Source organism: Paenibacillus campi, from assembly GCF_034659835.1.
Taxonomy (GTDB): domain Bacteria; phylum Bacillota; class Bacilli; order Paenibacillales; family Paenibacillaceae; genus Saccharibacillus; species Saccharibacillus campi.
The window spans coordinates 67936-91974 of sequence record NZ_JAXSQZ010000009.1; the positions used below are offsets into that span (position 1 = coordinate 67936).

At 48.7% G+C, this 24039-nt stretch carries 20 protein-coding genes; 5 read left to right on the top strand and 15 right to left on the bottom strand.

Annotation, left to right across the window (positions count from 1 at the left end):
- Positions 1-15: 15 nt before the first annotated feature.
- The 5 genes from U1I11_RS18380 to U1I11_RS18400 all read right to left on the bottom strand — a co-directional run bounded on the left by U1I11_RS18380 (position 16) and on the right by U1I11_RS18400 (position 4301).
- Entirely contained in the window at positions 16-711 is a 696-nt protein-coding gene (locus U1I11_RS18380; RefSeq protein ID WP_416235465.1) for a sugar transferase, read from the bottom strand.
- Positions 711-1616 (bottom strand): UTP--glucose-1-phosphate uridylyltransferase GalU, encoded by a 906-nt coding sequence (gene galU / locus U1I11_RS18385; RefSeq protein ID WP_322907592.1) that lies wholly within the window; start codon positions 1614-1616, stop codon positions 711-713. The genes U1I11_RS18380 and galU overlap by 1 nt, the downstream gene beginning before the upstream one ends.
- 480 nt (positions 1617-2096) lie before the next feature.
- The gene (locus U1I11_RS18390) at positions 2097-2768 is read right to left on the bottom strand and encodes a CpsD/CapB family tyrosine-protein kinase (RefSeq protein WP_322907593.1); all 672 of its coding nucleotides are present in this window, start codon (positions 2766-2768) and stop codon (positions 2097-2099) included.
- Positions 2752-3507 (bottom strand): YveK family protein, encoded by a 756-nt coding sequence (locus U1I11_RS18395; protein ID WP_322907594.1) that lies wholly within the window; start codon positions 3505-3507, stop codon positions 2752-2754. The genes U1I11_RS18390 and U1I11_RS18395 overlap by 17 nt, the downstream gene beginning before the upstream one ends.
- Before the next feature lie 416 nt (positions 3508-3923).
- A complete protein-coding gene (locus tag U1I11_RS18400; protein ID WP_322907595.1) occupies positions 3924-4301 on the bottom strand; it encodes a hypothetical protein in 378 nt (125 codons plus the stop codon).
- A gap of 529 nt (positions 4302-4830) precedes the next feature.
- Here U1I11_RS18400 and mscL point away from each other — a divergent pair.
- A complete protein-coding gene (gene mscL / locus U1I11_RS18405; RefSeq protein WP_322907596.1) occupies positions 4831-5310 on the top strand; it encodes a large conductance mechanosensitive channel protein MscL in 480 nt (159 codons plus the stop codon).
- Between the two features lie 711 nt (positions 5311-6021).
- Here the strand turns inward: mscL and U1I11_RS18410 are convergent.
- A complete protein-coding gene (locus U1I11_RS18410) occupies positions 6022-6327 on the bottom strand; it encodes a hypothetical protein (RefSeq protein WP_322907597.1) in 306 nt (101 codons plus the stop codon).
- A gap of 214 nt (positions 6328-6541) precedes the next feature.
- On the opposite strand from U1I11_RS18410, the gene U1I11_RS18415 reads away from it, so the two are divergent.
- Positions 6542-7186, top strand: a complete 645-nt coding sequence (locus tag U1I11_RS18415) for an NUDIX hydrolase (protein ID WP_322907598.1) — start codon at positions 6542-6544, stop codon at positions 7184-7186.
- Here the strand turns inward: U1I11_RS18415 and U1I11_RS18420 are convergent.
- Entirely contained in the window at positions 7183-7971 is a 789-nt protein-coding gene (locus U1I11_RS18420) for a TrmB family transcriptional regulator (RefSeq protein ID WP_322907599.1), read from the bottom strand. The two genes, U1I11_RS18415 and U1I11_RS18420, sit on opposite strands and share 4 nt — an antisense overlap.
- A 333-nt stretch (positions 7972-8304) precedes the next feature.
- Positions 8305-9165 (bottom strand): zinc ribbon domain-containing protein, encoded by an 861-nt coding sequence (locus tag U1I11_RS18425; RefSeq protein ID WP_322907600.1) that lies wholly within the window; start codon positions 9163-9165, stop codon positions 8305-8307.
- Positions 9166-9462: 297 nt separating this feature from the next.
- On the opposite strand from U1I11_RS18425, the gene U1I11_RS18430 reads away from it, so the two are divergent.
- A complete protein-coding gene (locus U1I11_RS18430) occupies positions 9463-11547 on the top strand; it encodes an ATP-dependent helicase (protein WP_322907601.1) in 2085 nt (694 codons plus the stop codon).
- Between the two features lie 488 nt (positions 11548-12035).
- Here the strand turns inward: U1I11_RS18430 and csaA are convergent, their stop codons facing one another.
- The 4 genes from csaA to U1I11_RS18450 all read right to left on the bottom strand — a co-directional run bounded on the left by csaA (position 12036) and on the right by U1I11_RS18450 (position 17611).
- On the bottom strand, positions 12036-12368 hold the full coding sequence (gene csaA, locus U1I11_RS18435) for a chaperone CsaA (protein WP_322907602.1): 333 nt from the start codon (positions 12366-12368) through the stop codon (positions 12036-12038).
- Positions 12369-12441: 73 nt separating this feature from the next.
- Positions 12442-13518, bottom strand: coding sequence for a M15 family metallopeptidase (locus tag U1I11_RS18440; RefSeq protein ID WP_322907603.1), 1077 nt, complete (start codon positions 13516-13518; stop codon positions 12442-12444).
- Between the two features lie 77 nt (positions 13519-13595).
- Positions 13596-14474 carry a hypothetical protein gene (locus tag U1I11_RS18445; protein WP_322907604.1) on the bottom strand — a complete coding sequence of 293 codons (879 nt, stop codon included), beginning with the start codon at positions 14472-14474 and terminating at the stop codon, positions 13596-13598.
- The gene (locus U1I11_RS18450) at positions 14471-17611 is read right to left on the bottom strand and encodes a DEAD/DEAH box helicase (protein WP_322907691.1); all 3141 of its coding nucleotides are present in this window, start codon (positions 17609-17611) and stop codon (positions 14471-14473) included. Before U1I11_RS18450 ends, U1I11_RS18445 begins: the two co-directional genes overlap by 4 nt.
- Positions 17612-18222: 611 nt before the next feature.
- Here U1I11_RS18450 and U1I11_RS18455 point away from each other — a divergent pair.
- The gene (locus U1I11_RS18455; RefSeq protein WP_322907605.1) at positions 18223-18945 is read left to right on the top strand and encodes a copper homeostasis protein CutC; all 723 of its coding nucleotides are present in this window, start codon (positions 18223-18225) and stop codon (positions 18943-18945) included.
- A gap of 423 nt (positions 18946-19368) precedes the next feature.
- Here U1I11_RS18455 and U1I11_RS18460 read toward each other — a convergent pair whose 3' ends face one another.
- A complete protein-coding gene (locus tag U1I11_RS18460; RefSeq protein ID WP_322907606.1) occupies positions 19369-20301 on the bottom strand; it encodes an ROK family protein in 933 nt (310 codons plus the stop codon).
- Between the two features lie 262 nt (positions 20302-20563).
- Between U1I11_RS18460 and U1I11_RS18465 the strand changes: the two genes are divergently transcribed.
- Positions 20564-20689: a hypothetical protein gene (locus U1I11_RS18465; protein WP_322907607.1), complete on the top strand. Its 126-nt coding sequence runs from the start codon at positions 20564-20566 to the stop codon at positions 20687-20689.
- A gap of 384 nt (positions 20690-21073) precedes the next feature.
- On the opposite strand, the gene U1I11_RS18470 is transcribed toward U1I11_RS18465, so the two are convergent.
- Together U1I11_RS18470 and U1I11_RS18475 are read right to left on the bottom strand one after the other, a co-directional pair.
- Positions 21074-21355, bottom strand: coding sequence for a hypothetical protein (locus U1I11_RS18470; RefSeq protein ID WP_322907608.1), 282 nt, complete (start codon positions 21353-21355; stop codon positions 21074-21076).
- Positions 21356-21389: 34 nt separating this feature from the next.
- Positions 21390-23834: a glycoside hydrolase family 31 protein gene (locus U1I11_RS18475; protein WP_322907609.1), complete on the bottom strand. Its 2445-nt coding sequence runs from the start codon at positions 23832-23834 to the stop codon at positions 21390-21392.
- Positions 23835-24039 lie beyond the last annotated feature (205 nt).

Sequence of the window (24039 nt, forward strand, 5' to 3'; positions counted from 1 at the left end):
TAGTTAAATTTAGCATTAAAACGCATCTTTCGCTCCAAACAGCACTTTGACCGTTTTAACGAGAATAAATAAATCGAAAATGATTCCTCTTTTTTTGATATAATGTAAATCGAGATCAACCATCTCATCAAAGCTTAGCTCGTTCCGTCCGCTGACCTGCCATAACCCGGTGCACCCCGGTGTTACGCTCAGTCTCAGCTTGTCGCGTGGCGTGTATTCTTCCACTTCACGCGGCAATGGCGGACGAGGACCAACGAGACTCATATCGCCGCGCAGCACATTCCACAATTGCGGCAGTTCATCAATGCTCGTTTTGCGAATAAAACGTCCGACTCTCGTAATGCGAGGGTCGTTTTTCATTTTAAACATCGCACCTTCAACTTCATTTTGCGCAAGCAGGTCTTTTAACCGCTCCTCCGCATCCGAAACCATCGACCTGAATTTGTACATTCGAAACGGTTGTTCATCCCTACCGACTCGGGTTTGATAAAAAAACACCTTGCCTTTCGGGTCTTCAAGCTTGATCAGAATGCCAAGTACAATAAAGAGTGGTAAAAGAACGATTAACCCTAGCAGTGAGCAAAGAATATCGAGCGTTCGTTTCACCAGCATATAAAACCGGAGTTTGGTCGTCATGCTGCCTACATGTCTCGCATAAAAATCGCTGTAGCTTGCCAAAGCTTCCGCTTCACTCCCATGTCTTGGAGTCATTATGCCTCACCTCTTGCTAGCAGCACTTCTTTCTGCGCTTCTCTCTCCAGTACATCTTTGAGAGAAGACAGCAGCGGTGCTTTCAAATCTTCGTTTTTCAAGGCAAATTCAATCGTCGTCTGAATAAAACCGAGCTTTTCGCCCACATCAAAACGTGTACCTTGAAAATCATACGCAAATACTTGCTGCAATTCGTTCAGACGCTGAATCGCATCGGTCAATTGAATTTCGCCGCCAGCGCCGATCTGCTGCTCGCCCAAAAATTCAAAAATTTCCGGTGTCAGCACATACCGTCCCATAATGGCGAGATTCGACGGTGCGGTGCCAGGTGCCGGTTTTTCCACAAATTGCCGCACTTCATGCAAACGTCCAAATTGCTCAACCGGATCGATAATGCCGTAGCGATGGGTATGCTGATCCGGTACGGTTTGCACGCCGATGACCGACTTCTCGGTCACTTCGTATTGTTCGATCAATTGACGTGTGCATGGGGTATCGGATTCGACGATATCGTCACCGAGCAGCACCGCAAATGGCTCATCACCGATAAAATTGCGCGCACACCAGACGGCGTGCCCCAACCCTTTGGCTTCTTTTTGCCGAATATAGTGGATATCGACTTTGGATGACTTTTGCACTTCATCCAGCAAATCGAGCTTGCCTTTTTCCAGCAATGTCGTTTCCAGTTCAAAGGCATTGTCAAAATGATCCTCAATCGCGCGTTTCCCTTTACCGGTGACGATAATAATGTCTTCGATACCGGATGCGATCGCTTCTTCCACGATGTACTGAATGGTCGGCTTGTCCACAATCGGAAGCATTTCCTTGGGCATCGCTTTGGTAGCGGGCAGGAAACGTGTTCCTAGACCTGCGGCAGGAATGATTGCCTTACGAACTTTCTTCACAAGATCACATCCTATCCTTTTTTTGTTTGATTCATGGTGACCAAGTTGCACGTATGTAGGTTATGCCTGCTCCCACAAGTACAGGAGACGGGCAAAGCCTTCCGGACACGATGTCTGCCAGTCTGAAAGGATGCGTTATACTCTCTCCTTGCTCTATATGGGCTATAACGTATCATTTCAGACGCTTGCACACAGCGCCGGTCAAAGCCGTTACCGGGCCTTCAACCCGTCCTCATCTTCATGCCCTTGACGATGTACGTCTAAGGCTGCTAATGCAGCCCACAGCATGACCGAGTGTCTCCAGTGATAAGGGTGCAGGAGGCATTACCCGAAACTTGGTCTGTATCCTATGTTTATGAAATCTGCCGGGCAAATTCGCCAGACAGCATCATACGGCACGGCAGTACACGGATGAAGTAACATGGACAGCGGTATTGCACAACTGCTTATGTGCACATGCACGCCTGTCATCAGCGTCCATTAACGCTCTTGATAAGCAGGGGACAATGTTTTGCGACTCGCCTGATTCAGTACAGCACCCAAAATGCGCGCACCGACAAATTCCAAATTCGTAATCGCTTTGACGATATCTTTACGACTTTCACCGCCGGACTTGATCACAAGTACAACCCCATCGCAGAGCGTCGTCGCAACTTGTGCATCTGTAAATGGCAGCATCGGCGGCGTATCGAGAATGACCAGATCGTATTGTGATTTCACTTCTTCCATCAACGCCTCCATCTGGCGTGAGCCGACAATCTCGGACGGATTCGGTGGTACTGGACCCGAGGTAAGCACGCTCAAATTCATCGTGCGGCTTGGTTGAATGTTCTTGTCCAGATCAGCGGTGTTAAACAGCACATTGGACAGACCCTTCTCATTGGACAGATTGAAGATGCGATGCATCGCCGGATTGCGCAAATCACCGTCAACGATCAGTACGCTGCGTCCGGTTTCGGCATAAGCGATCGCCAAGTTTGCTACCGTTGTGCTTTTACCTTCACCGGATGCTGCCGAGGTCACGAGTACACTCTTAACCCGTGCATCCAGACGGGAAAAGTCGATATTGGTGCGCAACCCTTTATACGATTCCGCAATGAGTGACTTCGGATTTTGCTTTGTAATGAGCGGCCATTTAAGTGTGGTTGGCACGTTCTCCACCTCCTACTAAAGGCTTTGCCGGCACATGCTCTTTCGCCGTCATGTCTTCTTCATTCATTTTGGCGATGACACCGAGTACAGGCAGTCCGAGCACATCGCGGATATCGTCTTCCGTTTTGATCGAATCGTCCATATATTCGAGCAGGAACGCGACCGCGATCCCGATCACAACTGACAGCACTAACGCAATTAGCACGAACAAAATCGGACTGTTGCCGATCGGAACGCCGCCAGCCGACGGATCAGCTTGATCAAGCACGATAATATTGTCGAGATTCATAATTTGCGGCACTTCGCTTTGGAACACTTTGGCGATCGCATTAACCGTTTTGGCAGCACGCTCATACGAGCCGTCCGTCACTGTCAGCGACATGACCTGTGTCTCGTTCACGGAGCTGACGCTAACCATATTGATCAGCTGTGTTGCATTCAAGCCAAGCTCAGGATGATCTTGAACCACTTTGTTCATAATCGCTGGCGTTTTAATAATTTCCTGATAGGTTTTGATCAATTGAATATTGGAATTGATCGTTCCCAGATCAAGTTGATTACCGGTCGCACCATCGGTTGACTTCGGTGTGCTGTTCACTACTAGCTTCGCCGTCGCTGTATACTTGGGCGCATTGGTCATAAACGCATATGCTGCTGTCGCTGCCGTAATGACGACAACGATTAGCATAATTAGCCATAGGCGTTTTTTAACAATATTCAAGTACTGTTTAATCTCCACAATCTTTCCTCCCATAACGATGGAATTAGGCAGCAGTTGCAGCCCGCCTGTGTTTGCCGATGTGGCATAACGATGCGGTTGGCATTCTCCTTTCCGAGTTAAAAATAAACATGTACGTTTAGATATTACATTATGTCATTTTTAAATTACAAATTTGTAACATGTTAAAAATAGAAAACAACGGCGTTCACTTCAATGTCAGACCAAGAGAGATTGCCGTTCTGTATATGATGACTGCTCCAAAGCGCATGCGTTGCTTCTTACATCCATATTCCATATTTGATATGCGGTTGTGGAATCACCTTAATGCCCATCACAATAGTTATTCGTTTTGAATAACTTATGCGCTCATTATACTGCCTGATGAAAGCTTTGTAAACCACCTTCACTTGCGAAAATGGTTTCATTTACCATTTTCATAGTGATTTGTTGTCCTTTGCTGTCATGAATCCTTCCAATGTTCCTCCATTGTTGATATGGTTCATGAGATCATCTACATTGCTTTGCATCCCCATTTTCTCAAAAATCATATCGATCAACAATGCCACATTAATGCTCTTGGCGCTCTGTTCAGCGAGCGGACGGTACGTTTTATCGTGATAAACGCCTTGTTGGTACGAGATTTCCTGATTTAGCGGGTAACGAGCCAACGACAACCAGTCTGCCAGATGTCCATCCGATTTGCAAGTTTTGCTGTCCCGTAGTGCAGGATCGGTGGAAAGTCGGTGGAAGAATGTTTTCACCTCATTCTTCTTTTCGATCCATGTTTGATTAAGGACATGCTGATTTCTCACATCAATTCCCTCCTCTTGATCCAGTTGACTCTTTATTCGTTTTGAATAAATTATAATTTAGGTTATCTGAAAATCATGTCGAAAGCTAGTATAAAAATAAAACTTTATTTTTTTAATTTTCGACTTTGTACATCTTTGGTGTTGGGCATTAAGGGACATAAAATGTCGGATGCTTTCCCTTTAGACTCACACAATGATGTTATTTCAAAATTTACAGGTCTTTCCGTCTAGTTCCACCCCCTTTTAAAGTTTACTTGGTAATTTAAACAGTATTTTAATCTTGAAACTGTATATTTTTGTTAATTCTATTGGTTAATTATTTGTTACTAATTTTTGTATACGTTTACATTTCTTTAACCTCGTGAATCTGTTTGAAAAGGGAAGCAGGAATTCATAACTTTTTTGGCAAATATGTTAAAATGAAATCGGCTTATTACTGTATCTAAAGTTCCAAATCAGCCGATACGACAATTTTTACTGTGAATTGCAGCAAAACGACCTATCATTGCATAAAAAGGAGCTAAGAACTATGGGATTAGTTAAAGAATTCAAGGAATTTGCCGTGCGCGGCAACGTAATCGACCTTGCCGTCGGGGTCATTATCGGTGCCGCCTTCGGTAAAATTGTTACTTCGCTCGTCAATGACATCATTATGCCGCCGGTCGGGAAACTGCTCGGAGGCGTCAACTTTGCCGATCTGTTCATCAATCTGGATGAATTAACCGGCACGAATACAAAGCACTTCGCTTCGCTCGCTGAAGCGCAGCAAGCTGGAGCCGCTGTCATTGCTTATGGGCAGTTTATTAACAATGTAATCGACTTTCTGATCGTCGCGCTATGTGTATTTTTATTGGTGAAAGGTATTAATATGCTCAAACGCAAAGAGCATGCCAAACCGGAAGCGGAGAAAACGACTCGTGCCTGCCCCTATTGCACAACTGAAATATCGATCAAAGCGACACGTTGTCCACAGTGCACGTCCCAACTGGATACTGCTGCGACCGTCTAAGGGCATGGAGCGAATTGACGGAGTAGATGGCAAACTGTTCACATTGTACGATGTATGCACAGACAGATAAGATGATGCGCTCAAACATGCAATACATGCTACACAAGCGCCGCATTCAACAGAATAAGACACCGAAAAAGGCTACCGTCGCACTGGTAGCCTTTTTATTTGCGTAAACGATGGGCAACACGCATACAGATCAATTAGCCCTTTGGCTGCCTCGCGGCTCGCCGTCCAACCTATACATATCCATGCGTAAGCACCGCTTCGTTTAATATAGCTTAATTGGATGGGAACGTTATGATCGGCTTTCTGTTTGCCTTTATACGGGTTGTTGTTTTCGTTTATATTACTTGTTGTTTGAGCTAGTTGCTTGTACTTAGTAATATTGTTTAGTCATAGCCGGGAACAGGACAGCCCCAATTCGCAAAGTGATCGAGATCGTAGCGCCAGTTTCGTTGTTGTTTGTCGGATGAGCGCTTATTGCATATCGCTCACGCTTCCCTCTAACTTCTGGCTTCTGGCTTCTAATTTCTGACTTCTAATGTTCTACTACTCTCGCTTTTGCCACTTTACATACCGATCTGCGTCGATTTCGCAAATACGCAAACCAAAGCGCCCTTTCAACCGTCACCATACGGTTAGGGCGCTTCGCTGTCGGTAAACAAGTGCTGTATGCTCATTTTTATAACGCTATAATTAGGACTTCGCTTAGATTGGACGGTTTTGACCAGGTAAAAGATTGGATATAATATTCTTTAAGTCCCGATCCTCGGTATATGTCTTCTCACCTGTATCCAGCTCACGAATATGAATGTATTGAAAAGTAGCGTGCGCATTTGTCGGCACATAACGCATCGGATCGTTCACATCTGTTTGCACTTCATAGTTCATCTCGTTGAACATTTCGGTTAATTGAGTTACAGTAGGTAACTCATCTCCCTTAACAAATACAAGCCCACGCAGCGATTTGGTTTCCTGTTCATAGACGACATCAAATTTGACGATACATTCCATTTGGCTCTCCATCCTTTCGGTTATTTAGGGGATCGTATGCTGTAGCGGCAGCATCATTTTAACATTGCTAACATCATAAGCATACATAGTATTCATATCCGGTCACACCGAGTCATGCTAACCGCTTTGTACATCTTTGACGGCTTACCATTATAATAGAAGAAACTCGATCAAAATAATGTTAAATATTTAACTTTTAAGGATGTGATTTTACATGGCAGCCTATGAATTGCTCGATATTTACGATGAACAAGATCGTCATCTTGGCGTGTGTACACGCGCTGAAGTACATCGGCTCGGTCATTGGCATCATACGTTTCACTGCTGGCTCATCCATGATACGGAAGCAGGTCGGATGCTTGTGTTCCAAAAGCGTCAGCATACTAAAGATACATTTCCCGATCTGTACGATATTACCGCTGCCGGACATTTGCTGGCAGGCGAAACGATGGAACAAGCGGTACGTGAATTGGAGGAGGAGTTAGGGGTGCCGCTGCGGTTTAACCAGCTTACCCCATTATTTGTAACGCGTGACGAGTGGGTAGGCGAAGGTGCCAGCGGGCGCTTGATCGATCGTGAAGTTAGCAGTGTATTTGGCGCTTGTAGCCCGTTTACATTGCAGCAGTACCGATTACAAGCAGATGAAGTGGCTGGCCTATTCGAAGCGCCGCTCACACAAATGCTCGAATTGTTCCACGGGGAACGAACTGCTGTCGAAGCGATCGGTGTGTACGGTCAGACTGATGGCACGATTGATGCAGAGCAGCCGTATGTGCATGTACAAGTCACATTGGAACAGTTCGTTCCGCAGCCGCATGGGTATTATGAGCAGACATGCACATCGTTACAGCAACTTTAATCCGTCGGCACGATACCGGGCAAATAACGATCCAAAATGCGTGTATACCCATGCCCATAACGCCGAATGAACTCTTGTCCAAAATCATTTTCCATTTCATACAAAATAATCTCTTGGGAAAAATGCTGCAATAGCAGCTCTGCCATCAGCGGATGTTCGGTCACAAGCGCATGCGCTGGCATGCCATCGCCACGCATCCCTACGATGCACCAATGGCGGTCGATGACCATCCAAAATTTGCGTCCGCTGATGCCTCCCTTGAGCAAGCGAATGCCCGGATGCCCATCCTCCTCTCCCCCTTCAAATGACCACAATACTCTAACTCCTCGCTGCTCCGCTTGTTCCAGCTTGCTGCGAAACGATGCGGCTTCTTCGCGCCAGATGCCAGCTACAATCTCCTCGCTCGCTTTATCCAGTTCCCGATTGAGCAGCTCGATCACATTGCGCTCTCCTTCCACAATATGAAAAGAAGGGCTTTCCTCGCGGCTGCTCGGCATTTCCTGTTCCACATAAGACAGTGACGCATCGATCTGCGCGGCGATCATGCGCGTCAATTCTTTGATCGGCAACATACTGTAACGTGCTGGCTCACCTGGTGACAGCTGAATAACACCGCGTGTGAGCAGACGTTGCAATGTCGCATACACATTCGAGCGCGACACGCCGAGGCGTTTTGCCACTTCATAACCTGACTGAGCCGATTGCTGTGCCAGGCAAACGATGACTTTGGATTCCAGCTCGGTAAAGCCAAGATTACGCAAATGCTGAAGCAATGGTTCCATCATGTATACCGTCCTTTGCAATCATTTTGATACCCGGCAGACAAACGCAGACGGGTGCGAATAAAAGGCTAACTGGGCAATTACACATAAGCGCTCTCCGCCGCTCGATAACGGGCTATGTATATAAACAGCAACAGGCTGATCATCAATATGGATCAGCCTGCTTTGTGCGTCTAGTATGTGCGTCATGATGTAGAATACATGAACATAAAACATGAACATAAATAAAAGCAGCGGTCATTTATGATGCAATACAGCCGCTGTGTCTACCGTTACCGTCTGCACCGTGGGCGCTTTGCACGTGCATTACACTGCCAACTATATTTGATACTATAACTATACACTTACCTGCTCGGTTCCGCAGCTTGGACACCATTTGGAACCTTTGGGCAGTGCTTTGCCACACACTTGGCAGTTAAATGTGCCTGGCACTACCTCCGCTGGCGCTTGTACCGGGTCAGCCACAATGAGCGGATCGCCTGCCTCGTCAGCAGCTTGCGTTGTTGCCGTAGCCGGAGCTTGCGCTGCTGGAGGTACATGAACATTAGCATGTGGCTTCGCCGTTGCAGCGGATGGGGACGCTGGGGTCGGGTCTGACTGTGCTTCCTCTGGTGGCACACCCAAATCTTGCTTCCATGCTTTGACAAGGCGATCCAGCTCATCTTGACGTTCGCGATCTTCACGCAGACGTTCCACCCGGCGCTGCTCTGCTTCCTCTACTGTCAACTCGGACAAATTCAGCTCATCCTCATCCCGATGCGGTGTAGCGACGAGCGCATCCAGACCGCTTTCGTACGATGGTTCGTGCTCATCCATCGCTGCTTGTTCACGGCGCAGTGGAGCCAATTTTTCCATTTTACGACCACAGTTTGGGCAAAAGTTAGCTTCCAAGGCGACGACCGTACCGCATTCGCAAATACGTTCATTTTTCAAAATGGCGATTCGTGTGCGAATTTCTTCGATTTCCTCATTCAGCAAATCACATGCTTTGCACAGTTCGGTCATTTCTTCCTCGGCAATCGACATATCACCTGCACGATAACCTTCATAAAACACTTCACCCATACGCATATAATGTACGCCAATTTCGCGCTCAATATCAACGATATGGCCGTTCATTCGATTGACCTCTACCGCATTTTGCGCTCGCTCGGTTGCCTTGCCAGCACCGCTCTTTAGCCGTTGTAATAAATTCATAACTGTTCTCCTCCTCTGATTCCACCGGGCAATGGCATAGCCGGATCGCTCTGCCGTCACCATGATCCCGTTACCGATCCTTACAAGCGCTGTATTGGGGGATTACTCAACGCGTGCACTTCCATTATAATAGAAGGATATGTATAAAAGTAATCGGTTATAACGAATATACCCGCAATCAAAACGGCTTGTAACCCTATCATAACAAAATTTTCGCTCAGTTAAAAAAATTGAGCTTCCATCCGCTGCGTCCTGTTTATTGTGGCGCTGCGAATTGCAAGGAAAGGAAGATCACTTTTGACAAATATCACCATCAAAGACACCATTAGACCACAAGGGGTCGCTCTGCATACGACGCTGCCTGCTGCCGCGATCGCTCCCGCTGATACAAGTATTACGCTCGTACCGGACAGTATGGAAGACGCTTTTTTCTTCCGCGCATTGGAACAGCAAGGCATTCTGCTCAATGCACCTCAGATTGAGGCGGTACGTCATGGTGACGGCCCGCTGCTTACGTTGGCGGGCGCTGGGTGCGGCAAAACGACCGTATTAACCGCACGCACTGGCTATTTGCTGTCCGTGCGCAAAGTCGATCCCAAACATATTTTGCTCGTTACGTTTACGACAAAAGCTGCCGCCGAAATGAAAACTCGGATCGCCGCGCTGCCCGGTGTGAACGCACGCACTGCCAAAGCGATTGAAGCACGCACATTTCACGCTTTTGGTTTGTTGCTGCTGCGGCGCTATGGGCAATTGACCGAGGACATATTCGGTGAACCGCGCGCTCAGCATGGGGTCATTCAGCGATTGCGCCGCGAAATTAACTCGACTAGCACGACACCGCCGGAGACGCTGTTGGCGATGTTGTCCGCGATGAAGCTGGAAGGCAAAACCGCCGAAGATTTGCCAACAGATACACCGGAGGAACGCGACCGCTGTGCATTGCTGTGCCGGTATGAGGAATGGAAACGCAATTACAATCGGATCGATTTTGACGATATTTTGCTGCGAACCGAGCAATTGCTTGAAAATGAGGAACTGCTCGCTACGTTACAACAACGTTTTCGCTATATTATGGTTGATGAATTTCAAGATACGAATCGTCTGCAATACGGGATGGTCGATAAACTTGCCCAGCAGCATCGCAATTTGATGGTCGTCGGTGATGATGACCAGACGATTTATTCGTTTAACGGGGCGCGGCAGGAATATATTTTGGACTTTCCGCAACGTTATCCGGGTACACGGATCATTGCGCTTAATATTAATTATCGTAGCCATCCGCATATTTTGGGACTTGGTGTACAACTGATCGCTCATAATGAAGCACGCCATGCCAAAACGCTACAAGCCGGTGCGACAGCAGGGCAAAGCCCGCATTATTTACGCCCTGCGCATGCCGATGAAGAAGCGGACTGGATCGTCAAACGGTTGCGCCAGCAGCAAGCAGACGGGTATGCGCTCGGTGATATTGCAATTTTGCATCGTACAGTCAGCGGTACACGCGCGATTGCAGAGCGGCTGCTGATGGAAAATATTCCGTTTATCCAGTATGGCGAAGCGCCGATCTTTTATGATCATGCCTTAATTCGCCCGGTGATGGATCATTTGCGACTGGCGGTCAATCCGCGCCGGATGGAGGCATTACCTGGTGTGATCGGACCGCTATACATCGCGCGTGATGCCGGCATGGAACATATTATGAGCCAGGAGCAAAAACAGTCCAAAAAATACCCGCTGATCCATCTGTATCATTGGGAACGACTGCAAACGTTCCAGCGCCAGCAAGTAAAAGATCGAATCGTCTTTTTAAAAAAGTTGCGCGAGCTTAAACCGCTGTATGCGATTCGGGAAATTCGTCGCCTCTTTTACGATAAATTTGCCAGCGCTGACTTTAGCGGGCCAGCGACCCGGCATAAAGATACGGTGCGCGAAACACTGGATGAATTGGAAAGTGCGGCAGGCAAATTTGCCACAGTTGAACAAATGGTCACCTTTGCTGATGAACTGACGATCAAACGGCTGCAAATGATGGAGCTGATGAAACAGGCTGACCCGCAAGGCATCCATCTGATGACCGTACATCGTGCCAAAGGGCTAGAATTTCCGTGCGTGTATTTGCTGGGCGCTTCTGAAGGTATTTTGCCGCATAAAGCAGCATTGCAGGAGGAAGCGCCGGAAGATGTGAAAGCAAGTCAAGGCGTAAGCGGGCCTGATCCGGATGGCAAATTAATGCAAGCGGCGCTGGAAGAAGAACGCCGTATCGCCTATGTGGCGGTCACGCGTGCCAAACATGAGCTGTATGTATCCTCGCCAGCGATGCACCACGGCAAGACGGTGCCGCCATCGCGCTTTTTGTTAGAAGCATTTCGTGGAAAATAGGCTGCACCTATTGCAAATGAACCCGATTGCTCCAGATCGGATCGAGGTATCCTGTAGCAGGGATAGGGATGCACTCTTTGCTTTGTTGTCGTGACGGTTCACTCGCTGCGGCTATACAGACATTCGTAGCGACGATAAGCTGGAAGCGGTAACTGCATTTTAAAATGAACGATATACTATGATCCATGCTTGTCCTGTCTGTATCATACTAACAAAAAAGAGCCTGACAGCCATTACCGCTGTCAGGCTCTTTCGCTTCACTCGTTAGCTGCGCTATACGTTCGGATTAACAGAACGGACATGAACAACGTTATGCGCTTTGTATAGATTATGAGTTACAATACATAGTCGCCCCGTATTACACAATACAGTTTGCACCCGGCAAATGTTCTGTCCATTCATAATACGAAATGCAAATTGCCTCCTCGTCCTTCATTTCGCAAAGTCCTTCATTTCGCGAAGTGACCGGCAATTCATCGCACTGCAACTCAGGCAACCGGTGTGCCGTTAGGTAGCTGCTCATCCGCACGCAGCAATACGACATCACCTGCGCCTGGTACACCTCCGAGCACTAACACCTCGGAGTCAAAGCCAGCAATTCGGCGCGGCGGGAAATTAACGATAGCGACAATTTGACGTCCGACAAGCTGTTCCGCTGTGTAACGCTTCGTAATTTGCGCACTGGAACGTTTAATGCCCACTTGTTCGCCAAAATCAATTTCCAGCTTGATCGCCGGTACTCTTGCTTTTGCAAACGGCTCTGCTTTAATAATCGTACCGATGCGCAGATCAAGCTTATGAAAGTGTTCAATCGTTGCCATATCGTCATTCCCCTCTCTGATCGAGCGTATTGGATGCATATAGTCAAACTCGTCTTTATTGAGGCTATATCATTTATGACTTGATATTTTTCTCGTCAAAATATTGTTCCAGCGTCATCCCTTTGCTCGTTACATCTTCAGCGATCGCTTTGCCGATGTAGCGAATATGCCACGGCTCCCACGTGTAGCCGGTGCTCGATTGTCCTTTTTCTGTATATCGAATGATAAACCCGTATTCCGGGGCGTGCTGTTTTAACCATTTGCCTTCTTTGGTGGAACCGAAGCTTTGCTCCAATCCATAACCGATGCCAGGGCCGGACACATCGATCGCCAGTCCAGTCTGATGCTCGCTCGTTCCAGGGCGTGCGCTCACACGGTCGGTGTAGGCTTGACCTTTGGTGGCGACGTTGTTTTTGTAGATCGCTACTTGACGTTTGTAGGAGCGATAACCCGAAACAGCGCGTAAATCGAGACCCGCCTTTTTCGATGCGGCAAACATTTGCTCCAACGCTTGCGCTGCTTCCTTGCGCATATGGCTCTTTTCCAATACACCGCTATAGGAAAAGGCGACATTAGGCACGACTAGGTCAGGTGGAATATAACCGTCTGGCAACGAGCGTTTTTTGTTGACGATGACGGTGATCGATTCGGGATTCGTTACGACCATTTTACCGCCTTTTTCAGCAATCGTGGATTGTAGTGAACTTTGTTCACGTATTGGCAGCAGGCTTGCCGCATTGTCACTAGTGGAGGCATTACTGCTCGCTTGGCTGTTGCTGCTCGTATCGCTCGCCGCGGCTGAACTATTGTCCGATTGCTCTGCACCGTTGGATGAACTGTCCGTTGCGGACGATCCGCCTGCTGTCGACGAGCTTGCATTACCGCTGTCGCCTGTCGCTTGCTCAGAACCGGTTGTTTGGTCTGTGCTTGCTGTGTTGGTGCTGTCTGTCTTGCCCGTATTCGTACTCGCGGTCGTGTCAGCGCTCGTATTCGTATTGCCTGTTTGTGTACTGCCTGTCGCCGCATTGCCTGGCTGTGCAGCTGTACTTGCCTTGTCCTGTCCTGTTCCCGCGCATCCGGCAAAGATCATACCCGACATTAGAATACCTGCCGGAACTGCCCATTTCCAAGAAGTTGACTTGTTCATCATTCGTCTCCTTTATTCACCTTGTTGACTGGAAATAAATAGAGCCGGCAATGGAAAACTCCGGCTCTGCAACATGGTCATTAGGTTTTGCCGCGCCGAGCGGCTGCATAACGCTGCCTTGTTCGTTCCGCGATCCGACGCCGAATTTCTTCATAGCCATTTGATGCGGCAGGAATATCCGGCAACAGATCGGCAAGCTCTGGCAATTCGTGCGCTTCATCTTCACTTATGCCGAATACCGGCGCATTGGTCGCCGTTGGTTGCCATGCCGCTTCATCTTGTGCCAAATACGCCTGTACGTCAGCGAGCAGTTCGCCCACCTGATGAAGTGTTCCCGCTGCTGCCGATTCAGCGAGCAAACTGCCAAGACTCGGCTCATCCGAAAGCACACTCTCATCTGTCGCATCATCCAGCTCATCGGATGAGAGCACCGGTGCAGTTAGCATATCACCGCGCCATAGCTTCCAGATGTGCTCTTGCAATGACTCACGCTCCAACCCGGCAAGACGCCACGCCAGCAGCGGATGTTCCCGCAATCGTGCATGCGTCTCTTTCAGTATAAACAATCCCGCTTCATCGTGCATCTCTATGTCACCTATATAGCGCCGCCACTGCTCCAGCGGCTCACTCACATACGGTGTACAGCATAACAGCCGCTCCGCCGCAGACGCTTCATCTTCCTGTTCGCTATCCGCCAACTGCAAATTCCAGACGGACAATCGTGCCGCTGGCGCAGCATGTTTGGCAGCACGAGCAGGCGGTTCTGTACGCAGTAGCAACTCTACCATTAGTGCAGACAAGCTGAGTCGCTCCAACATTAATTGCAATTGCTGCGGCTCCGGGGCGGCGACTTGAACGGTCAGCTTACGGCTATCGGTGCCGGATAACGGGCGAACGGTCGCCTGAATCGAGCCAGGGGCGATTTTCCAATCTTGCATCGTCCATTGCTTCATACTCATTCCTCTGTCCCCCATTCTGCCGCTTGCAGCGATACGAGCTGTTTCAGCTCCTCATCCGACATTTCGGTCAACCACTGCTCACCTGCACCGACCACTTGCTCGGCAAGCGTTTTTTTGCTTTCGATCAATTCGTCGATTCGTTCCTCTAGCGTCCCTTGACAGATTAGCTTATGCACCTGCACATTGCGCTGTTGCCCGATCCGGAATACACGGTCGGTCGCCTGATTTTCAACCGCCGGATTCCACCAGCGATCATAGTGAACGACATGATTTGCCCGTGTCAGATTTAATCCGACACCGCCCGCTTTTAGCGATAACACGAAAATCGGTGGACCTTCACCTTGCTGGAACAGACGAATCATCTCGTCCCGGCTCGCTTTGCTCACACCGCCATGCAGGAAAAACGGTTGCTCCCCATAATGTCTGCCCAGTCGGGACGTGAGCAGCTCGCCCATCTCCACATACTGGGTAAATACAAGCGCCGCCTCGCCGCTGTCGCGAATCATATCGAGCAGCTCGATCAGACGTGCCATTTTGCCGGAACGCTCCTGTTTGCCCGTATCCTGCTTACCTGTACCGCCGATCAAATACGGATGGTCGCAAATTTGCTTTAGTTTGGTCAGCGACGACAATACGATTCCTTTGCGTGTAATGCCTTCGCTATTGCTCATTTTGCCAAGCATATCCGATACGACACTTTGGTACATGCCCGCCTGCTCAACCGTCATATAACAATATGATTTCAGCTCAATTTTGTCCGGCAGATCGCGGCGAATGTCCGGATCGCTTTTCAAACGTCGCAGCATAAATGGCGCGACCAGCTTGCGCAATGTGGACAGCCGCCCTTCGGCTTCCGGCCCTACCGCCGTATTGTACATTTGCCGGAATGAAGACGATGTGCCCAAATAGCCTGGATTCAGAAATTGGAAAATCGACCATAACTCGCTCAAGCGATTTTCCACCGGTGTGCCGGTCATTGCGATCCGGTGCGGCGCATTCAGTTTCATCACGCTTTGCGCCTGTTTCGTACGGTAGTTTTTAATATATTGTGCCTCATCTAATACGATCGACGACCACTCTACCTGGCGCAAATCTTCGCCATCCCGCCCGGCAAGATGATAAGTCGTCAGCACGATGTCATGAGCTTTTGCCGCAGCGATAAATTGTTCGCCACGCGGACGGCGACTGCCATGATGAATATACATTTGCATCTCCGGCGCAAATCGCTCCAACTCCCGCTGCCAATTGCCCAGCAGTGATGTTGGGCAGACGATCAGGCGCGGCGCATGCACCGGCTGATCAAGCATACAGGTAATCACCTGTACCGTTTTGCCAAGTCCCATATCGTCCGCCAAACATGCGCCAAAACCAAGATCACGCATCGTCGCCAGCCATTGGAAACCGCGTTCTTGATACGGACGCAGTGTACCGTGCAGCCCTTCCGGCACGTCGCGCTTGGACAGATCACGCCAGGCGCTGCCCTCCATCAGACTGCTCAGTAGCGGATTCGTTTCAATTTCAAAAATATGCAGTCCATTCCACAATGCATCCTGTTCCTCGGCATAAATATGCATCAGTTCATTAAACGAAATCTCGCCTTCTTCATGGCGTCGAATAAAGCGCAGCACCTGCTTGATTTCGTTCAGATCAACTTCAACCCAGCCGCCATCAAGCGGAATGAGCGGCACGCCATTTTTCACAATCTCGGCAAGCTCTGCCGAGCTAAGCGTCCTGCCATCCAGCACCGCTTCCGGCTCAAACGATATCATCTGTTCCATACCGAGTCGAGCCGATTCGTGTGGGTTGCGCTTTTCATGCAGTTGTGACGTTTTGACTTTTAGCTTCAGCCCGGTACGACGTTTACCTTCCCGCGTCCAGCGCGACGGAATTTGTACGATAATGCCCGCTTTGCGCAGCCGGGATACATCATTTTTCAAAAAGGCATATACGTCAGCCGCCTCCATCGTGCCGCCTACCGGATGTGCATGATCGATCCAATACCGCACGATCGGTGAGCATTCCGCCGCCTGTCCAAGCTGGGACAGCAGCGAGCGCTGCACCTGTTCATAGGTGCGACCGCGCACCATCAGATCATCACCTTCATGACGCCATAACAGCGCAGCCGGAAGCAGCACTGCCGGATCGGACTCATCGCCCGCCCAGAAGCTCATGCGCCATTGTTGCATCCCGGCAGCCCCTTGCTCCTGTGGCGGTTCCAACCGTACGACAAGCGATAGCTCGCCTGCTGTGCTGCTTACTGCACCCGCTTCAGGCAGCGGCACTTCCGCATGGCTGTGCATCCGAATATCCTGCTCCAGCACTGCCATATCTTCGGCAGTACCTTGTACCGCCAGCTCACTGGATGCATCAAATAACGTATTCCACCACAAATGCGCCTGCGGCGATGTGCCACGGCGATAACTCGCCTGATACATACGGAACTTGCCATAACCAGCATCACGCAACATACGGCGCACTTCCGCATCCATCATCGCTACGAGGAATGAATGCAGCACTTCAGCGCGTGCACGTGAAGCGACCGGCGGTTCGGATGAAGCAAACAGCGATAATGCAGATAACCCGATCATCGGGATCGCTTCCGCCAGCCGTGCGAACATCTCACGATCTTCCCCAACGAGCAGCGGCTTCCATACGCCATATAATGACGCCTGCGCACTGCGCCGTCCGGTGCCTGCTACGATGCGGCTATCCGGTACGATTTTGCCGTCACGCAGCAGCTTGCGAGCAAAACGGGCAACCGTTTGCCAGTATGCCATCTCGCCGCCCGGCTTGACGCCTTGTGCGGTGATCGCCTGCTCATCCCAGGCGAGCAGCAGATCGTAGGCTTGCTCAGCAGACAGGGCAAGCCCTTCCACCATCCGTCCAGGCAGTCGTTTGTTGCGTCCAGCACGCCGTGCGATCGGCTCACGGGTTGCATTTCCATTTCCATTGCCGCTCACCGGCCCGGACTTCAACTCTGCCAAACGTAAACCGGATTGCGCAAATGGACGAATACCCGCTGGCAATTGCAAACGGCGCATCACTTTCATCCATGCATCCACTTTCGGCTCGGACATCTCGCCGGAAAAACAAAAAAATACGTCCCCAATCCATATTCCATATAACGGTTGATCCATCATCGTCTCCCGTCCATCTCGGTCAAATCTTTGCGATCGTTGTATTTAGTGTTTAATTTCATCACAGGGTTCCCTTTCATCACTTGAAAGCAAGCTTGTCTCGGTCCTCTGTTGCTTTGCCTGCACTGGCGCACAATTGTCGCACCCGCAGCAGGTATCTTATCTATTATAAGATTGCTTATGGAAAAATGCCATCCCTCCTTTATTTATAAAACCGTTTAATTACGCGGTTTCTCGGTCATTTATACGTATATTTGGATAAATCACTGTGAAATGCCCAGTAAAAAACACTCTCCAATTTCTTACCGAGCCTTCGGTCAGACGCAAGCTTTTGAGTGAATACGGATGCTGATGGGATATGATCATAAATCTATCCAATACAGTCGGTGACATTGCCGACTTCATATATGTATCGGTCATCCACTACGATCTGTTGAAAAAAGGGCTGTCCCCGCACACGATCAGGAACAGCTGAACCTGCTTGAGTTGATAATTTCACAATCCTGTAAGCAGTCTAGCCAGAATATGCAATATACAACAAGCTATAGAAGTTTAAAGCATACACACGTAAAATAAAGTCAAAACGCACATAACCGCAAAGGAGCACATCGATGAAACGAAAACGAATAGCGCTTGAAGTGATCGCCACTACCGCCGAGGATGCACGCATTGCCGAAGCTGCCGGTGCAGATCGGATTGAGCTAATCTGTGCACAAGGCGAAGGCGGGCTAACGCCAAGCCTCGGCATGGTTGAACAGATCGTGGCGCAGCTTACGATTCCTATTCACGTGATGATTCGCCCACATAGTCGCAACTTCACCTACAGTCAGGACGATTTGGACATGATGCTACGTGATGTGCGCTATGTTGCCCGCAGCGGGGCGACTGCGCTCGTGCTTGGTGTACTGGATGGGCACGCACGAATTGACGAACATGCGCTACAGCGTATAATCGATGCCGCTCAGCAGCAACAAAGCGCGATCCAGATCACGTTTCACCGTGCCTTTGATGAAACAACCGATCTGCACGAGAGCATTCATACACTCGGTCAGTACCCTCTAATTACACGCATTCTTACATCAGGCGGACAGCCTTCCGTATTGGAAGCGGTGGACGAGTTTCCACAACTGATCCAGTTAGCTGACCAGCATTCACTATCGCTTATCGCAGGTGCCGGACTGACATTGGAGACGCTGGGCGACTTTGTACGCCGCACCGGAACGCGTGAGATTCATCTGGGCAGTGCTGTACGCCAGCAAGGAAACATCCTGTTTCCACTTGATGCCGACCGCATTCGTCAGGCGCGGCACATTTTGGACGCTTATGTGGAGTAAATATAGCTGTGCAGGCAAAGTAATCGTGCAGCATAAACACAGTCCCGGCGGTGTCTTCCAACTGTCATACGCGTCATTTTATAGTCTAATGAGCAATGAAATGAGCCGCGTTGAGATTACGTTTTACGAGCTAACTTTCTATTCACGATCCTCCCTCTTATATAAACAAAACGGCACCGCTACTCCGTTAATTCGGAATTGCTGTGCCGTTTGCATCTATATCAGCTTGGCTTCGTTGGAAACGATCGTACAATATGTTTAACACTAAACGCTGTTGCTACAACGTACTGCATATATCGGTACATAAACATCGACCTATTTACCTTTACCATTATCGCCACTTTTACAGTGCCTGTACACAATCGCTGCACATCACGTAACTACCACCACTCTGTGCTTGTGCTCTTTGCACCTGTTTCTGCATCAACTAGATAACAGCGCATGACGCTGCATCGCAATTCGCGCTGCACCAACCATCCCGGCGTGGTTGCCAAGCATAGCAGGCTCTAGCTGTACCGGATATCCGCCCAATTCGTCGATACGCTGAATGAGTCGCAGCCACCATGTTTCACGTGTAACAATGATGCCGCCACCAATTACAATTGCCTGCGGATCAAAGATTTGATCAAGATTAATAAGCGTATTGGCTAGATCATTCAACCAGTTATCCAAAATATAATGCGCCCCAGTCTCTCCACATTGTGCTGCTTCCAGCAACGTATGGGATGTCCAGTCCGGTTGATATTGACGTGCAAGTCGATTGAGTGCTGTGCCAGATATGTACTGCTCTACACAACCACGTTTACCACAATTACAAGGCAGCCCGCCCGGATGCAAAATCATATGCCCTAATTCTCCTGCACCACCATATTGACCGGAAATAATCTCCCCATAATGTACGAGCGCACCGCCGATTCCCGTCCCGATCGTCAACATAATCCACGATTCAATCATCCGTGCCGCTCCGATCCAATCCTCACCGGCTGCGGCGGCATGAGCATCATTAACCGCATACACTGGCAATCCGGTCGCTTCCGCTACTTTCTCCGTCAAATGCAATCCTTTCCAACCCGGCAAATTATCGGTCGCCTCAAGCACGACGCCACTTTCGCGATCAATACGCCCAGCCGAACCGATACCGATGCCATGTACTGTAATAAAAGAGCGTTTTACATTGTCATATACGATACTTTTTAACTCATTAGCAATATACAGCACCCGTCCCAAAATATAATCCGCACCTTGCTCTGCCCGTGTTGGCAACTCCATCCGTTCAATCATCTGCCCGTGCTCATTCACGAGCGCGCCTTTGATCGCTGTCCCACCTATATCTATTCCAATCCAGCATGATTGCATGTCGATCATCTCCATGAATGCAAGGTAAACTCTATCGTACGCTAATCTTATCCACTATGATGTTATCGATGTTTTCCACACAAAAGATTATACCATGTCAACTATTTACTTACCGAGCACAGATAATAACAACGTTTATCTGATATTTAATGATGACTAGCAATCCTATCATCGCAGTGTATATCCATATTCTGATTTCTCCAATATTTTAATGACTTAAATAAGTGTTAATTGTATAGTGAAATCGTTAGGAGATGATAACATGCTTACACTTCTGACGGCGCTTATTTATTTAACGATTGCAGTTATGAATCTGTATACACAAATCAAAAAGCGCCAAAATAAAAAGGTCTCCAAGCGTCGCAAGCGCTCGAAGACCGGTAACTAAAATCACCGAGGGGGATTTACTCCCCCTCGCCCTAACATCATTATACCTATCTAAACTAACGTTTAAAAGCTATTTTTAACAAAGTTTCAAAAAAACTCAAACATCCACCACGTACATTTTACAACGCTATCCCCGATAGCATCCAAAGCAAACCCAAAGCAACACCCAAACGATCTACAAGGAGGTGTATCCATGCTATCCTACATCACCTTAGCCATCACACTAGTCACATTAATCATCAGCTTATGCCATCTATCGATCGTAATCCGTAACAAGTGATAGTTCCGAATCTTAAGCTGCCTGTTACGATGCTGAAAAGCCCACATTACACCTACGTGGGCTTTTCAAGTCTGTATTCATTAGTCCCGTCATCCCCATGCAATCTTAAGCCGGCGGATGCTCCGAATCATAATCAAGTATAACCGGGAAAAAAGTTGGCGAAAATGACAAACTGCTCGTTTCCGCTGTTTTACTTTTCAAGCTCACCACATCATGATCAAAAGCACTAACATACTCGATCCCAACAATTTTGCGATCGCTGTGTGTCATGTTTACATATAAAAATGCTATCGTTTCCGCTGTATAGCGTTGAGCAGCACTTTGTGAAATCAAAACGATCACAATCAACAAGCTCAACACAATCAGACCTAACTTTCTTTTCAGCAATACAACTCCTGCATGACTCTCCCAACTACACCGCCTACACCTTCAACACTAGCTCATCCAGCTTCCGATCTTCAATCTGGATCAAAATATCCCCGCTGCTCTCATCCAGACTCCAACCGATTCCACCTTCGGCAAGCTCGTCCAATGTAATCCGGCTTAATTGCTCAATCGCAGACGGCGTAAAACCCGGTTGCCGCAGTGTAAACCGTAAATGCTGACGTTTTGCCACATACGTATCCTCGATATACTGAATCTTCAGCCGCAGCGCATCGTATTGCCCTTGTGCACGAATGTACAATTTGGACGTTTTACCACTCTCATACGCAAATGTCTCACCATCATCTTCATACAGCGTATACTCCGCCCGGAAATCCGGCTTTGCTTCCGCACCGTACAGATGGAATGTGACCACATCATCGCTGTCATGATCACCGCTATATTGATGTAGCGCCCCTTCAGCGACAATCCCACCGGCACGCACATAGATTGGCAGCACATCCAGCGGTGCATCGGCTAAAATCGTGCGTCCGCCTGCATGTTTCTCACCTGTCCAATAATCATGCCATACCCCTTCCGGCAAATAGACCGCCCGATAATCCGTATCCGGACGATATACCGGCGCGATAATCACGTTCGGTCCCAGCAGAAACTGATCGCACAGATTAGTCACTTTCGGATCATGCGGATATTCCAGCAGCAGCGGACGCATAATCGGCATCCCCGTCTGGGACGATTCATAAAACAGATTGTACAGATGCGGCATCCAGCGATAACGCAAACTGATATATTCACGCACAATTTCCTCTACCTTTTCGCCAAACGACCACGGTTCCTGGCGGGTCGTGCCTAGCGCCGAATGGTTACGACAATACGGGAAAAACACACCCATTTGCGTCCAGCGTACAAGCAACTGTGCTGACGTATGATACGCAAAACCGCCGATATCCGGCCCGGCAAACGGCAGCCCGGACAGCCCCATATTCAGCACCATCGGCATCGCCATCGCCATATGCTCCCAGAAACTGCGGTTGTCACCTGTCCAAATCGCCGCATAACGCTGAATGCCGGAATAACCAGCACGGGTCAGCACAAACGGACGGCGCCCGTTCATATGACTTTTCATCCCTTCATACGTCGCCCGCGACATATACATACCGTACAAATTGTGAATTTCCTCATGGGTGACCGGATCGCCATCGTTTAGATGCATCACATCCGGGTCCATCGTTTTGAGCGTATTAAATATCGCTGGCTCGTTCATATCGTTCCAAATGCCATCGATACCGAGCGATGTATAAAATTCATGCAAATCGCCCCACCATTTGGCTGTACGTGTCTCGGTAAAGTCTGGAAATGCACTCGTGCCCGGCCACACATCGCCAAAATAAATATCCCCTTCTAACCGGCGACAGAAATGTTCCTCCTGCACACCTTCACGGTAGATTTTATATTTTGGGTCTTTTTTCACGCCTGGGTCGACGATCGGTACGATCCGAATGCCCATTTCACGCAGCTCGGCAATCATCCCTTTCGGATCGGGGAAACGAATTTTATCAAACGTAAACACACGATATTCATCCATATAATGAATATCCAGATAGATCACATCACACGGAATTTGTTTTTCACGGAACGTACGCGCCAGCGTCATCACTTCCGTCTGACTCATATAACTGTAGCGGGACTGATGATAGCCAAGCGACCATTTGGGCGGCAGCGTAATCCGTCCGGTCAGCGCTGTATACCGACTGACGACCTGTTTCAATTCCGGGCCATAAATAAAATAAATATCATACGCACCTGTCATACAGCCGATCGTATACGCTACACCGTGTGAACGCATATCAAACTCCGAACGACCCGGGTTATCGAGGAAAATGCCATAATTGATACCGCTGTGCATATGGATTAGCAACGGAATCGATTCATATAACGCTTCAATTTCCGGCATATGCGGTGCATACACATCCGTATTCCACATCGTATACCGTTCACCGCGTTTGTCCAGAAAGCTCGATTTCTCACCTAGACCATAAAAATGCGAATCATCCTGCATAGTAAACAACGCACTCATTGCTCCACGCGGGCTCCAACTCAGACTGTCCTGCCGTGCCACTTCGATGCCCTCTTTGTTGGTCACCGTCAGTGCAAACGTTTGCTTCTCAATCGATACCGTCAGCTCACCTGTCAAAAACTGAAGTTGCTGCTCATTTTCCTCAATTTCCGGCTTGAAAATTTCCTTTGGCGGCAGTACAGCGATCGTCGTCGTCAGATCGATTACACCTTCTCCAAACACTTTAAACCGAAATTCAGTTGGCGAAAAAAAGACTAACGCTGCGCCCGCTTTCTGACCGTGACACAAGTAAGCGCCATCATATTCACGCCAATCGCGCAGTTGTCCGAATGTATTCCAGACTTCCTGTATGACCGGTGCATCCGCTTTGTCGGGGTGTATCGCTTCGCTCGTATCTTCCATCATTTGTTGTTCCCTCCATGACTGGTATTTTGAGATGGGCACAGATTGGGACAAGCCGCCCGCATGAACGTACGATGTATGTATCTGGGTGAAGGTTTCTTCAAGAGCGGGGCGACGATAAAGTATAAAATGTATATAAGCCGTCTGTCCTGCCTTCAATCTGCCGCCACAGAAAATTTCTGTCTGCTATCAAGTATCATAGCATTAG